The organism is Lentzea fradiae, from assembly GCF_900100955.1.
Lineage (GTDB): Bacteria > Actinomycetota > Actinomycetes > Mycobacteriales > Pseudonocardiaceae > Lentzea > Lentzea fradiae.
In genome coordinates this window covers 198,576-212,033 of the sequence record NZ_FNCC01000005.1, presented here as the reverse complement: position 1 = coordinate 212,033, position 13,458 = coordinate 198,576, and the positions used below count along the sequence as shown (strand labels likewise).

The following is a 13,458-nucleotide window of genomic DNA, read 5'->3' as shown; positions in this document are numbered from 1 at the left end:
ACGCCCCCAGCCGGACGAGATTTATTGGCAGCATCTGCCAGAAAGCGCTACGGTCAGTGCATGAGCATTGACGCAGAGCGCCTGCAGCTGCCGCTGCCCAGGCCGAACGTCCTCGAACTCGCTCCCCTCTACGAGGTGCTGCGACGCGAGGCGCCCATCGCTCCCGTCACCACGCCGGCGGGGGATCCCGCGTGGCTCGTCACCCGCTACGACGAGGTGCGCCAGCTCCTCGGGGACAAGCGCTTCGGCCGGTCGCACCCGGAACCGGAGAAGGCGTCCCGCATCTCGACCGCCGCCGTCCAGGACGGCCCGACCGGCGACTTCGAGACCGAGGAGGCCGACCACGCGCGCATGCGCAGGCTGCTGACCCCGGCGTTCTCCGCCAAGCGGATGCGGATGCTGGGCGAGAACATGGAGGAGCTGGTCGACGGCTACCTCGACGCGCTGGTCGCCCGGCACGAGACGACCGGCGTCGTCGACCTCAACCGCGGCCTCGCGTTCCCGTTGCCCGTCGCCATGATCTGCCGCCTGCTGGGGGTTCCCGAGGAGGACACCGAGCTGTTCGCGTCGCTGTCCGAGCGGATGGCGGGCACCGCGATCGGCGACGAGGCGCAGAAGGCCCGCGAGGAGTTCTTCCGCTACATGATCGGGCTCGTCGAGAACAAGCGCGGCGCGCTCGGCGAGGACGTCATCTCCGATCTCGTCCGCGCGCAGAGCGAGGACCCGTCGTTCGACTACGCGGAGATGGTCAGGCTGTGCGTCGGCCTGCTGTTCGCGGGCCACGAGACCACGGTCAACCGCATCGGCCTCGGCGTGCTGTTCCTGCTCACCGAGCGGTCGCGGTGGGAGGACCTGGTCGCCGACCCGGAGGGCCGCGTGGACGCGGTGGTCGAGGAGGTCATGCGCCTCGGCGCGCCCGGCGACCTCGGTCTCCTGCGCTACGCCAAGGAGGACGTGGAGATGGCGGGCGTGACGATCCGCGCGGGCGACGCGCTGGTGCTGTCGATCAACGCCGCCAACCGCGACGCCGGCGTCTACAGCGACGCCGAGTCGTTCCGGCCCGGCCGCCCGGAGCGCACGCACCTGGGCTTCGGCCACGGCGCGCACTTCTGCATCGGCGCCTCGCTGGCCCGCACGGAGCTGCGCGTGGTGTTCGCGGCACTGGCCAAGCGCCTGCCGGAGATGCGGCTCGCCAAGGGCGTCGACGAGCTGGAGGTCCGCGCCACCCTCACCGGCGGCGTGACCGAGCTGCCCGTCACCTGGAGGTCGATGTGAAGGTCTCGGTGGACCTGGACAAGTGCGTCGGGGCCGGGCAGTGCGTCCTGACGGCCGACGACGTGTTCGACCAGCGCGACGAGGACGGTCTGGTGAAGCTGCTGGACCCGAGCCCGCCCGGTGAGCGGCTGGCGGACGTGCGGCTGGCCGCCGAGATGTGCCCGGCGTCGGCGATCACCGTCGAGGAGTGAGACCAGGGGCGGACGGCTACTCCTTCATGATCGGCTCCGCCACCTGAGAGCCGTCCGCCTTGCCGACGAAGCAGTACACCATGCGGTTCGACACGCGGTAGCCGCTCAGCGTCTTGACCTTCCAGGACTCGGCGGTCGGGATGACCACCCAGTACCGCAGGGACTTCTCCTTGTCCTCGCCCTTCACCTCGCCGGACAGGAACTTCCGCGTGCACCCGGCGCCGCCGACCCGCGTCAGCTCCTCGGCACCGGGGTACGGCACGTCCTCGTTGATCTTCGTGGTGGCGGGGACGACGGCCAGCAGCTCCACGTCGTGCGGGGCGTAGCAGCCGACCTTGTGCTTGAGCTCCATCTTCGGCGCGCCCTTGGCGGGCACCCAGGTGAAGCACGCCTTGGGGATCGACAGCAGCGAGTCGCCCTGGATGTCGCCGTCCGGGCCGAGGGTGAGCACCGGCTGCATCGCCGCCGAGCTGACCGGGCCGTCGCCCTGCCGGCCGTCGGTCTGACCGTTGACCTGCTGGCCGTTGGTCTGGCCGGTGCCGAGGCCGGTGGTGAGGTCCGTGCTCGCGAGCCACGGCCTGACCACCGTGACGAACAGCAGCACCAGGGCGCCGCTGAGGACCAGCGGGAGCACCGTCGCGGACAGGATGACGCCCGTCTTGCTCTTGCGGGGTGACGGCTCGGGCACCGGTGGCGCGGGGACCGGGTGGGGGCCCCAGCCGGTGGGCGGCGTGTTCGGGCCTGGCTGGACCGGTGGCGACGGGACGGGGCCCGAGACGCGGTGCGGCGTGACCGGGCCGGAGTTGCCCCGGTTCGGCGTCACAGGGCTGGACGTGACGGGGTTGCGGGTGACCGGGCCGGAGGCGACCGCGGTGGGCTTGGGACGCGGGCGGGCGTCGCTCAGCCGTGCGGTCGGCTGGGAGCCGCCCAGGGGCGTGGTCAGCTCGGGGGCGGTCCCCGCCAGTGCCCGCTCGACCAGCCGCTGCGCCCGGTGCGCGTCCATCCGCCGCGCCGGGTCCGGCTCCATCAGCCCGGTGATCAGCTCCCCCAGCGGGCCGGTGACCTGCGGCAACGGCCGTTCGTTCATGACCGCGATGATGGTCGCCGAGGTCGTGGACCGCTCGAACGCCGCGCGGCCCTCCACGGCGTAGAACAGCGTCGCCCCCAGTGCCCACAGGTCCCAGGCGGGCGAGGCGTCCCCACCGGCGAGGCGGTCCGGCGACATGTAGGCAGGCGAGCCGATCAGCGTGCCGGTCGCCGTCAAGCGGGGGGCGTCGAGCGACTGCGCGATGCCGAAGTCGGTGAGCTTCGCGGTCCCCTTGGCGGGCACCATCACGTTGCCGGGCTTGACGTCGCGGTGCACGACGCCGGACGAGTGCGCGGCCTCCAGCGCCGCCAGCAGCTGCCCGGCCAGCACGGCCGCGGCGCGCGGGGTGAGCGGGCCGGAGCGCTCGACCAGGTCGTCCAGCGTGGGAGCGCTGATCAGCTCCATCACGATGAACGTCTGGTCGTCCTCGGAGATGAGGTCGTAGACGGTGACCACGGCCGGGTCGCGCAGCTGGCTCGCGATCCGCGCCTCCCGCAGCACCCGTTCCTGGTAGACGGCGCGTTCGGTGGCGGGGACGTTGTGAGGCAGCAGCAATTCCTTCACGGCCACCTCGCGGCCGAGGACGGTGTCCTGGCCCAGCCACACGGCCCCCATGCCGCCCCTGCCGAGCTCGCGGACCAGCCGGTAGCGTCTGTTGCCCACCTCGCGCATGCGCGGAAGTGTCGCAGCCGATCATCCCGGCGATGTCACCCGGTCCGGTGACGTCAGGGCACGCGGGTGAACGCGGCCGGGTAGAGCCAGCTGCCGGGCGTGTTCTCGGCGGGGTTGGTGTAGTAGTCGCGCACGGCCGCCACGTACTCCTCCACGCTGATAGCCCCGTCGCCGTCCATGTCGAGGTGCTCGAACGCCGTGACGCACTGCTCGTCGGTCAGCCCGCGCGCCTTCAGCAGCACCCGGAACTCGTCCGCGTCGACCCGCCCGTCGCCGTTGGTGTCGGCGATGTCGAGCAGGGACTGCACGACCTCCAGCAGGTCGACGTTGATCGGCCCGCCCTCGACGAACGCCTCGATCATCGCGCCCCGGTACTCGTCGGGCCCGATCCGCCCGTCCCGGTCGGTGTCGCAGTGCTCGGCCAGCATCTCCCAGAAGCGGTCGTACGCCTCGACCAGCTCGCGTCCCCGCTCCGACGACGCGGGCTCCCCGAACGCGCGCAGCAGCCGGTTGGCGAGCGCGTAGACGTCCGCGAGCTCGATGACGCCGTCGCGGTTGACGTCGTAGTGGGCGAAGGTCGAGTCGATCCTGTGCTGCAGCACCTGCTTCATGACCGGCACTGTGGTGACACCATGTGTCGGGCGCAACAGGCATCCCACTCCTGGGTGGTGTTGTTCAGCCGTCTCCGCGATGCCGTTATTGTTATACCGGCACCCTGATGGAGGAAACACGTTGATCGAGCTCAAGTCGCCCGCGGAGATCGCGCGCATGCACGTCACCGGCCAGTTCATCGCGGAGGTGCTCGACGAGCTCTCCGCCAAGGCCGCGGTGGGCGTGAACCTGCTCGACCTCGAACACCACGCCCGCCACATGCTGGCCGAGCGCGGCGCCGAGTCCTGCTACTGGGACTACTCGCCGTCCTTCGGCAGGGGCCCGTTCCGCAACGTCATCTGCCTCTCCGTCAACGACGCCGTCCTGCACGGCCTGCCGAAGAGCTACGTGCTGCAGGACGGCGACCTGCTGAGCATGGACATCGCCGTGAGCATCGACGGCTGGGTGGCCGACTCGGCCGTGTCACTCGTCGTCGGCACCCCCAGCGAGCAGGACCTGCACCTCATCGAGACCACCGAGGTCGCCCTGGAGGCCGCGATCGAGGCCGCCCAGCCGGGCAACCGCCTGGGCGACATCTCCGCGTCCATCGGCGAGATCGCCGCCCAGCGCGGCTACCGCTGCAACCTGGAGTTCGGCGGCCACGGCCTCGGCCGCACCATGCACGAGGCCCCGCACGTGCCCAACAACGGCCGCCGCAAGCACGGCATGAAGCTCAAGCCGGGCCTGACGATCGCGATCGAACCGTGGCTCGCCGCGACCACCGACAAGATCCTCTTCGACGACGACGGCTGGACGCTGCGCTCGGCCGACGGGTCGCGCACGGCCCACTCCGAGCACACGGTGGCGATCACCGAGGACGGCCCGCTGGTGCTGACCCGCCGCCGTTCCGAGAACAAGGAGTCCTGACGCGGCAAGCCGCTACGGCTCGCCAGGCACGTGCACCCAGCCCTTGCACTCCTCCCCCGCGACCTCGACCCGAGGCAGCGGCACGAACGCCCGTTCGTCGATCCCGTCGTAGCCGTGCCTGATCACGGACCGGTGGATCTGGTCCGACACCACGAGCACGAGGTGCTCTCCGCGATCTTCGAGGATGAGAGCCGTGAGCAGACCGGTGGCGATGTCGATGTCCTCACCGAACCACCCCAGGTAGTCACACGTCACGTCACCGGGGTGGATCACGACCTTGAGCCGCAACGGATGAGGCCGCACGGCGTTGTGCTCCTCGAGCAGTTCGCGCAACCTGGGCACGAACCTGGTCAGCAGCAACGTCTTCGGAATCCGGTCGGTGGGACGGATCAGGACCATCAGGTGACCGCCGCGGTCGACGTACGGGTGCCGGAACTCGGGCACGACCTCGCTGTCCACGAACGCCTGCTCGACCAGCGTGACCATGGCGTCGCGGAAGTAGGCCATCATCCAGTTGCCGCGGGTCGTCGCCGCCATCCCCACGGCGACGATGATGCGCTCACACGGTTGAATCGACAGGGCACTCATGGCTCCCGCCTCCTGACCATCTCGAGCGTGGAGGAACGGGCACTGATTCACCCAGACGAGCGGTGAACTTCAGTTAATTTCAGTTGATCTAGCTTTCTAGCTATAGTTCAGGGTAAAGGCTAGCCTGAAGTACAAGCAATAGCCTATGCAGCGCGTGCATATCCACCATCGAGTGACTGAAACCCGCTGTAACTGTCGCGCCGGCTTCCGCGATGCACCAGTATTGCCAAGTCCTTGCACTGAAGTTCAGCTGAAGGATGTGATGGCGTGGCCTCCGCATCACAGGACCCGGCACTGCAACTGGCGAGGCGGCTGCGCTCGTTGCGCAAGCAAGGCATGCGGGGCAAGCGCATCACGCAGGAGCAACTGGCCGAGGCGTTCGGCGTCAGCGTTCCGCTGATCTCGTCGTGGGAACGTTCGGCCGACCCGACACTGCCACCTCCTCATCGGCTGGAGGCGTACGCCACGTTCTTCGCCACCGGCCGTTCGGTCGAAAGAAGGCCGTTCCGGCTGCTCACTCAGCTCGGCGACGAAGAGCAGACCGCCAAGGACTCACTGCTGAGCGAGCTCAACGACCTGCGGAACCGGGCTCTGGACGAAGCCGGGGCCGACAACAGGCACTCGTCCAGAGACGACCTGTGGCGCTTCCCCCTCAACGAGGACGTCACGATCGTCTGCTCCGAGCTGCCCGAGCGGGTGTTGCAGGACCGCCCGTCCACGGATCCGGAAGATCCGGACTTCGTGGCGCTCTACCGCTACTCGGACCTCGACTCCCTGCTCGAGCTGCACGGGCACATCCGCGCGACGAACCCCGACAACGACGTGTACGTGCGCCCCGGGTCGTTGTCGTTGGAAGCCGTCGCCTACACGAGTCATCTGGTCCTGCTGGGCGGCGTCGACTGGAACCAGGTCACCGCGGAGATGCTGCACCGCATCGACCTGCCGATCCGCCAGCAGGAACGCCCGGACGACTCGGACGTCGGCGGTTTCCAGGTCGTCGAGGACGGAGCGCTCAAGACGTTCCGCCCTCTGTTGCGCACGAGCGAGGGAAGGCAGGTGCTCGAGGAGGACATCGCACACTTCTACCGCTCACGGAATCCCTTCAACCTGGAGCGGACTGTCACGATCTGCAACGGGATCTTCTCGCGGGGAGTTCTCGGCGCGGTCCTCGCCCTGACCGACCGCCGATTCCGTGGCCGCAACACCACGCACGCGCTGGACCGGTTCGCGGGCAAGCAGAGTTTCAGCATCCTCAGCCGCGTACCGGTCGTGCAGGGTTCGGTCGTGACGCCGGACTGGACAAACCCCCACAACATCTTGCACGAATGGGCTATGTGACCCCTTGACCACCACCTCACCGTTCCACTCCGAGCACCACCACGGTTCACACCGCGATCTGCTCGACAGCGCACCCGAGACCGCGTCCCGGGCGCACGTGGACGCGATCATCGTGCCGACCATCCGCGGGGCGCGCGTTTTGAGGCACGCCATGAGCTTGGCCAGCCGTCTCAAGAGCGTGCTCGTCGTGCTGTGCAGCGGCAGTGACACTTCCGCGCCGGCAGTGGCCGCGTTGGCAGCTACTACCGGCGCGGAAGTGCTAGCCCTCGACGTGGGCTGCACTTCGGCGCGGCTGCTGCCCGAGTTCAAGACGACCACCGGGCTGGAGAGGACGAGACTCAGGCACCACAGCGACCTCAGCCTCAAACGCAATCTCGGGTTGCTCATCGCCCGGCTGGCAGGCTGGGAGAGGATCGCCTTTTTGGATGACGACATCCACGTTCCCGACGCGTTCGACCTCGAAAGGGCCGCGGCGCTCACCGGTGACTACGCCGGAGTCGGCCTGCGGATCGGCGGGTACCCGGACAACTCCGTCGTGTGCCACGCCTATCGGGAGGCCGGCGGCCCGCAGGACACGTTCGTCGGCGGCGGCGCACTCGTGGTGCGCACAGGTTCGACGTCGTCGTTCTTCCCCAAGATCTACAACGAGGACTGGTTCTTCCTGCTCGGCGGCGAGAAGCTCCGCCCGACAGCGGTCACCGGGCTCGCGCTCCAGCAGCCGTACGACCCGTTCAACCTCGACGAGCGGGCACGGATGGAGGAGTTCGGGGACACGATCGCCGAAGGGCTCTTCTGGCTGCTCGACGAGGGAAGGCCGCTCACCGACGCGAACGCGACGTACTGGAGCCGCTACCTGGACAAGCGGAGGAAGTTCATCGTCCAGACGATGAACATGGTGCGGGAGGCCGAGGTGGATCCCGGACGGAGGTCCAAGATGCTCGGCTCCCTCACGGCGGCCTGGGGACGTTCGCAGTACATCCGGCCCCAGTGGTGCAGCGATTACGTGCGTGCCTGGCGTGAAGATCGACAGGTCTGGCGTGAGCACCTCGAGCGCTACGGCCACAACTGCTGCGACGGTGACCTCGACAAGGTCAGGGCCGAACTCGGCCTCAAGCACAAGAGCACGTACCTACTCGGTCAGCCTCTTGACCATGACGTTGCAGATCTCGAAGCGTTCGGGGCTGTCGACGTCGGCGGGCGAGTGGCACTTGACGGTGGGATGGGGCCATACGTGATACCCAAGCCTGGTGTACAGCCTGGCAGCAGCGCGGTTGCGCAGCTCCACGGCTAGGGCGACCTTCGTGAAGCCGCACCGGGTCAGGAGGTGCTCGGCGGCGCCGATGAGCCGGGTCCCGATGCCCTTGCCCCGGTGGTCGCGGTGCACCTCCAGGTGGGTGATCAGCGGCGTCCCCGGCAGGTGCTCGCGGATCTCCGGTTCCTCCGCGACCTCCAGCCACAGGTAGACGACGCCGACCAGCAGTCCCGCCTGCCAGGCCGTCAGCAGTACCCCGTCACCCCTGGCCTGGCGGGCGAGGCGATCGGCGAAGTACCCGTTCTGCCTCAGTCGCGAGGTCAGCGACGCGAGGTCGTCGGGCCGGGCTGGTCTGATGGTCAAGTCGCGCATGCCACCCCTGCACCAGGTTACCGAACCGGGTGACACGAGCGGTGAGGTCCATTGTGGACGGACGGGTTCGCGATCACCGTACCCTGAGGGCATGGCCTCGGTGTTCGTGAACTACCGCGTCCAGGACCAGCCCGGATACGCGACGCTGGTCCACCAGGCGCTGGCCCAGCACCTGGGTTCCGGCCAGGTGTTCCTCGCCGCCCGTTCGATCCGTCTGGGCGACGACTTCGTCGACCGGGTCTTCGACACGCTCGGGCGGTGCCGGGTGCTGATCGCCGTCATCGGCCGTCAGTGGGGGGAGCTGCTGGGTGAGCCGGGGACGGACTGGGTGCAGCGGGAGATCGGTGTTGCCTTCTCCCTTGGAATGCGGGTGATCCCGGTTCTCGTCGAGGACGCCGAGGTGCCCGCGGAGGCCGAGCTGCCCGGCGGGATCAAGGCGCTCGCACGGTGCCAGCACCTCCGGTTGCGGCACTACACCATCGAGGACGACCTGGCTCATCTCGTGCGCGAGCTGCGCAACCTGTTGCCGCACCTCGCCGATGACGCGCGGGCGTCGGGGGCGGCGGAGGTCTACCGGGTGGGTGGGAGCAGGTGCGAGTTCGGGATCGTGCCTGGCGACATCCTCCGGTGCACCTCGGCGGACGTCTGGGTCAACAGCGAGAACACCGACATGAGGATGGCTCGCACGACCGACTTCAGCGTGTCGGGCATCATCCGGTTCTGGGGGGCCAGAAGGGACCAGGGCGGTCAGGTGGTCGACGACGTCGTGGCGGTCGAGCTGAAGGGGCAGGTCGAGCGGCGGCCGGTCGCGCCTGGCAGTGTTTTCGTCACCGGCAGCGGCGAACTTGCGCGCAGCCACGGTGTTCGGCATGTGGTGCACGTTGCGGCGGTGCACGGGGAGCCTGGTGCCGGTTATCGGCAGGTGGGTGATGTCGGGGCGTGCGTTCGGAATGTGCTCGCTGCTGTGGAGGGGATGGCGGAGGCGCGCAGCGTTTTGTTTCCGTTGCTGGGTACGGGAGCGGCGGGGGCGGATGTCATGCGGACCGTCGAAGCCATGATCCCGGCGGCGGTCGACCACGTCGTCGACCACCCGGAGTCGCGGCTGCGCCGGATCTTCTTCCTCGGCTACACGCGCCGTGAGCAGGAGGCGCTCGCGGTGGTGTTCCAGCGGCTGGCTCTGGTGCCTGTTTCTGGACAATAACTCGCCACCGCAAGGCGAAGGCGGGCCGAGGAGGTAGCTTGCCCGCAGTAGTGCGTTGCCGGAACGGGACCAGGGTGACCATCGAACCGACTGACACCGTCGTCGTGCTGACGGCTTTGGAGAGCGAGTACGCCGCGGTCCGGGACCTCGTCGAGGCGCCCGCGGTGCACCGTCACGCCGCCGGCACGCGGTTCGAGGTCGGGCGGGTTCCCGGTGGTGGTGGACGGGTCGTGCTGGCGGTGGCGGGTGCCGGCAACGCGCCCGCCGCGGTGCTGGCCGAGCGGGCGATCGCCGAGTTCCGGCCACGGGCGGTGCTGTTCACCGGGATCGCCGGGGCGCTGCACGACGACCTGGAGCTGGGCAGCGTGGTGGTCGCGACCAAGATCTACGGCTACCACAGCGGGTTCGAGGACCACGCGGGGTTCCGCGCCCGTCCTCAGGCGTGGGACGCGGACCACGAGTTGGAGCAGATAGCGCGGCACGTCAGCCGCGGGAGCTCCTGGCACCGCGGGCTCTCCCCCGTCTCGGCCGTGCGGTTCCGGCCGATCGCCGCGGGCGAGGTGGTGCTGAACTCACGTGAGACACCGCTGGCGGACCAGCTCCGGCGCAACTACGAGGACGCCGCGGCTATCGAACAGGAGAGCGCGGGCACAGCGAAGGCCGCGCAGCTGAACCGGGCGCCGTTCCTGGCGGTGCGCGGGATCAGCGACAAGGCCGACGGGCTCAAGTACGAGACCGACGGTGCGGGATGGCAGCCGGTCGCCGCCCGCAACGCGGCGGCCTTCAGCATGGCGGTGGCCGCCGAGCTGCTCGGCACGGCACCTCGGGCGGTCGCGGCTCGCCGGGTGAGCGGGCCCGTGAACGTGAGCTGGCGGGCGGACCTGACCGGCACGCGGTCGGCCGTCGAGCGTTGTGCCGTCGAGGTGCACCTCGTGCCGTTGGACGACTACGGCAGGCTGGCGGCCCCGCGGCTGGACCAGGTGCCGGGCGTGCTGTCCGACCACGGCAGGGCGCGCGGGCTGTTCACCGGCACGGAGAGGCTCACCTCCGACGTGGTCGGCGAGGCGGCGTGGGTGCGGTCGCCGCCGAGCCCGGACGGGCACAGGGGGCTGGCCGTGCACCGCACCGGGCAGCGGTCGGCGTGGCTGCCGCTGCCCGGTGACGCCCGCGGGCCGGTGCTGGACCGCGACGAGCTGCACGCCCGGATCGAGCGGTCCCTGCGCTGGCTCGCCGAGCTGGCCGGGCTGCCCACGCCCGCGGCCGTCGTGCTGGCGGCGGGGCTGGAACCGGCGGCGGGACTCGCCGAGAGCCGCGCCGGTGGCTTCTGCACCGCTGCGCACCTCCGAGTGCTGTCGGAGGAGGCGGTGCCCCTCCCCGTGCTGCTGGACCGGGCGGGAGAGGCCGCGGAGGACCTCACCGCCCGGTTGCACCACGCCTTCCGGCGGGCCTGCTGAGTCCTACCGGCCGTAGTCGACGAGCTCCACCAGCAGTCCGGTCGCCGGGCCGAGGTGCGCGAACGCCACCCGCAGGCCCGGACGGCCGCCCTGGCACGGTGTCTCGTCCACCAGGATCGCGCCGCGGTCCTGCAGGGCGGCCAGGTCCGCGTCGATGTCGTCGACCTCGAACGCCACGTGGTTCAGGCCGGGGCCGAGGCGTGCCAGGTGGCCGTGGACGGCGGCGTCCGGGCGGGCAGGAGCGACCAGCTCGATCGAGGTGGTGTCGCCGGGGCACTGCCAGAACGAGGTCGCCACGCCGTAGGCGGGTACGTCGTCGGCGTAGGTGTGCTTCAGGTCCAGCAGGGCCAGGCTCGACGCCGCTGCCGCGAGGTCAGCGGTGACCAGCCCGACGTGGTCGATGCGCAGGATCACGGCTTCCCCTGTGCTGCCGCGATGGCGGTGACCAGGCCGCCGACGTCCTTGATGGCGAAGTACTCCTGGAGGTCCAGGCGGACGGCGAAGTGCTGCTCGATGCCGGTGAGCAGGCGCAAAGCGTCGTAGCTGGTCCAGTTGGCCAGCGCGTCGAAACGCGCTTCGGCCGAGATGTCCTCGGGCGGCAGGTCGGTGACCTGGCCGACCAGGTCGGCCACCCCGGTGAAGACCTCAGACATCGGCTGACTCCCTTTCGAACGCGACGAGGTTCGTCCAATCCGGACCGATCTGCGGTCTCGGGACGAGTGGCAGGGTGAAGCGGTTCTCGGTGACGCGGGTGAAGCCGGCGTCCGGGTAGAAGGCGGCGGCCGCCTTGTTGCGGCCGGTGGCGGTGAAGTCCGCCTCCAGCCGGAGGGCGCCCGCCTCGGCGGCACGGTCGGCGATGTGCTGGGTGACGGTGTGCTCGACGCCTCGGGTGAAGACGCGGCAGCTCATCACGAAGTTCTCGATGAGCCAGTGGTCTTCGTGCTTCGAGACCCAGACCCCGCCGACGATGCCCTCGGCGCCGAAGCGGTCGGCCACCTCGAAAACCAGCACGAGGTGGTCGTCGGACGCGGCCATCTCGCGGGTGCGGGACTCGGGGTGGGAGGCGCCGGTCATGGTGAACTGGTTGGTGCGCTGGCCGAGCTGGACCAGGCGCGGCAGGCTGAACTCGTCGGCCTCCCGCACGGAGACCTGGATCTCCAGGCTGCGCAGGTAGTCCCGCACCGAGCTGAACGAGCCGGCGAACTCGGTGCGTTCGGCGCGGGCCTTGTAGAGCTTGGTGCGGTCGCGGTCGGTCGCGGTGGTGGTCAGCACGTCGAAGGAACCGTTGCGCTGCAACGCCGTCACGTGGTCGGCCGGGTCGCCGTCCAGGTGCACGACGGTGACCTCGGGGATCGAGCCGCGGACCAGCTGGGTCTCGAACGTGCTGTCGTCGGCGAAGACGAAGCTGTCGAGGCCGAGGTTGAGCTGGGCGGCGAGGCCCCGGATGTTGTGGTCCTTCGGGTCCCAGTTCACCGCTCTGGCGGCGATGTCGTCCGGACGGATCACGAGGTCGGGGTGGTGGTTGAGGACCTCGTCGACGATCGTGGCCTCGTTCTTGCTGCACAGGGCGAGGACCACGCCCTGCTTGCGCAGCTGGACGGCTCGGCGCTGCATCTCGCGGAACGCGTTGCCGGGGTAGAGCGGGCCGATCTGGATGCCGCTCGGGCCGTCGTCGCCGACGACGCCGCCCCACAGCGTGTTGTCCAGGTCGAGGACCAGCACCTTCTTGGCCAGGCCGAGGAACGCGCCGCAGAAGTTCGCCGCCTCCGCCGCGTAGACCGCTTCGACCTCGGGCGTCCAGGCGGAGCTGGCGAACCGGTACAGGCGTTCGTCGCGCAGCCGGGCCGGGGTGTCGACCAGGTACGCCTCCAGGTCCAGCGCGTGCACCCCGGGACGGCGCAGGGCCATGCCGAGCAGGTCGCTGTTGAGCTCGCGCCACGTGCGACCGAGCGCCGCGCGTCCGTCGAACGCGACGACGCCGCGCATCTCGACGGGCGACAGCGGCACGGTGTGCACGAGCACCGCGCTGCCGGACCGTTCGGTGAACGCTCCGACGAGGTTGTCGAACATGGCGTAACGGCCGCGGACGGCGGTGCTGAACGCCTCGGCGTCGTCCCAGGCCGAGGGCACGAACCAGTCGTCGTGCAGCAGGCAAAGGGTGATCTGCGGCGCGAACGAGGCCAGCGGCGAGTCCGGGTCGCTCAGGTCGGTGGCCAGCTGGTCGAAGCCGGACACGTGGATCTCCGGCGCGATTCCCTTGCGCAGCAGGGCGACGCGCAGCAGTGGTGCGACCGCGGCGGCGGTGAACGTGCCGGTGACGGCCACGCGCAACGGCTTGAGCTTGCCGAGCAGCTCGGCCGGTACCTTCGCGAGCAGGCGTCCGGCCTCGACGAGCGCCGGGACGTCGGTCAGCGTGCCGAGGTCACGCAGCAGGGCCGGGTCGGCGGTGGCGTCCGGCTGGCCGAGGCCGCGGATGCGCGCCAGAAGTTCTTTGGTCTCCATGATTCCCC

General features: G+C 69.8%; 13 protein-coding genes. 6 read left to right on the top strand and 7 right to left on the bottom strand.

What is annotated here, in order from left to right; genetic code table 11:
- Positions 1-60: 60 nt before the first annotated feature.
- Both BLT23_RS13090 and BLT23_RS13085 read left to right on the top strand, forming a co-directional pair.
- Positions 61-1,275 carry a cytochrome P450 gene (locus BLT23_RS13090; protein ID WP_090048906.1) on the top strand — a complete coding sequence of 405 codons (1,215 nt, stop codon included), beginning with the start codon at positions 61-63 and terminating at the stop codon, positions 1,273-1,275.
- Positions 1,272-1,466, top strand: a complete 195-nt coding sequence (locus BLT23_RS13085) for a ferredoxin (RefSeq protein ID WP_090048904.1) — start codon at positions 1,272-1,274, stop codon at positions 1,464-1,466. The genes BLT23_RS13090 and BLT23_RS13085 overlap by 4 nt, the downstream gene beginning before the upstream one ends.
- A 16-nt stretch (positions 1,467-1,482) precedes the next feature.
- Here the strand turns inward: BLT23_RS13085 and BLT23_RS13080 are convergent, their stop codons facing one another.
- On the bottom strand, positions 1,483-3,225 hold the full coding sequence (locus BLT23_RS13080) for a serine/threonine-protein kinase (RefSeq protein ID WP_090048903.1): 1,743 nt from the start codon (positions 3,223-3,225) through the stop codon (positions 1,483-1,485).
- Positions 3,226-3,278: 53 nt separating this feature from the next.
- Positions 3,279-3,836: an EF-hand domain-containing protein gene (locus BLT23_RS13075; RefSeq protein ID WP_090048902.1), complete on the bottom strand. Its 558-nt coding sequence runs from the start codon at positions 3,834-3,836 to the stop codon at positions 3,279-3,281.
- 121 nt (positions 3,837-3,957) lie between these two features.
- Between BLT23_RS13075 and map the strand changes: the two genes are divergently transcribed.
- Positions 3,958-4,743, top strand: coding sequence for a type I methionyl aminopeptidase (map, locus tag BLT23_RS13070; protein ID WP_090048900.1), 786 nt, complete (start codon positions 3,958-3,960; stop codon positions 4,741-4,743).
- A gap of 12 nt (positions 4,744-4,755) precedes the next feature.
- Here the strand turns inward: map and BLT23_RS13065 are convergent, their stop codons facing one another.
- The gene (locus BLT23_RS13065) at positions 4,756-5,331 is read right to left on the bottom strand and encodes a hypothetical protein (RefSeq protein WP_090048898.1); all 576 of its coding nucleotides are present in this window, start codon (positions 5,329-5,331) and stop codon (positions 4,756-4,758) included.
- Between the two features lie 267 nt (positions 5,332-5,598).
- Here BLT23_RS13065 and BLT23_RS13060 point away from each other — a divergent pair, with 267 nt between their 5' ends.
- Positions 5,599-6,669: a helix-turn-helix domain-containing protein gene (locus tag BLT23_RS13060; RefSeq protein WP_245743921.1), complete on the top strand. Its 1,071-nt coding sequence runs from the start codon at positions 5,599-5,601 to the stop codon at positions 6,667-6,669.
- Between the two features lie 1,129 nt (positions 6,670-7,798).
- Here the strand turns inward: BLT23_RS13060 and BLT23_RS13055 are convergent.
- Positions 7,799-8,284 (bottom strand): GNAT family N-acetyltransferase, encoded by a 486-nt coding sequence (locus BLT23_RS13055; protein WP_176946725.1) that lies wholly within the window; start codon positions 8,282-8,284, stop codon positions 7,799-7,801.
- Between the two features lie 100 nt (positions 8,285-8,384).
- Here BLT23_RS13055 and BLT23_RS13050 point away from each other — a divergent pair, with 100 nt between their 5' ends.
- Both BLT23_RS13050 and BLT23_RS13045 read left to right on the top strand, forming a co-directional pair.
- Positions 8,385-9,494, top strand: a complete 1,110-nt coding sequence (locus tag BLT23_RS13050; RefSeq protein ID WP_176946724.1) for a TIR domain-containing protein — start codon at positions 8,385-8,387, stop codon at positions 9,492-9,494.
- 74 nt (positions 9,495-9,568) lie between these two features.
- Positions 9,569-10,948: a 5'-methylthioadenosine/S-adenosylhomocysteine nucleosidase family protein gene (locus tag BLT23_RS13045; RefSeq protein ID WP_176946723.1), complete on the top strand. Its 1,380-nt coding sequence runs from the start codon at positions 9,569-9,571 to the stop codon at positions 10,946-10,948.
- Between the two features lie 3 nt (positions 10,949-10,951).
- Here BLT23_RS13045 and BLT23_RS13040 read toward each other — a convergent pair whose 3' ends face one another.
- From BLT23_RS13040 to BLT23_RS13030, 3 genes are read right to left on the bottom strand one after another with little or no spacing between them, the layout of a single operon-like run.
- A complete protein-coding gene (locus BLT23_RS13040) occupies positions 10,952-11,362 on the bottom strand; it encodes a VOC family protein (protein WP_090048894.1) in 411 nt (136 codons plus the stop codon).
- Positions 11,359-11,601: an acyl carrier protein gene (locus BLT23_RS13035; protein ID WP_090048892.1), complete on the bottom strand. Its 243-nt coding sequence runs from the start codon at positions 11,599-11,601 to the stop codon at positions 11,359-11,361. The genes BLT23_RS13040 and BLT23_RS13035 overlap by 4 nt, the downstream gene beginning before the upstream one ends.
- Positions 11,594-13,450 carry an HAD-IIIC family phosphatase gene (locus BLT23_RS13030; protein ID WP_090048890.1) on the bottom strand — a complete coding sequence of 619 codons (1,857 nt, stop codon included), beginning with the start codon at positions 13,448-13,450 and terminating at the stop codon, positions 11,594-11,596. Before BLT23_RS13030 ends, BLT23_RS13035 begins: the two co-directional genes overlap by 8 nt.
- Positions 13,451-13,458 lie beyond the last annotated feature (8 nt).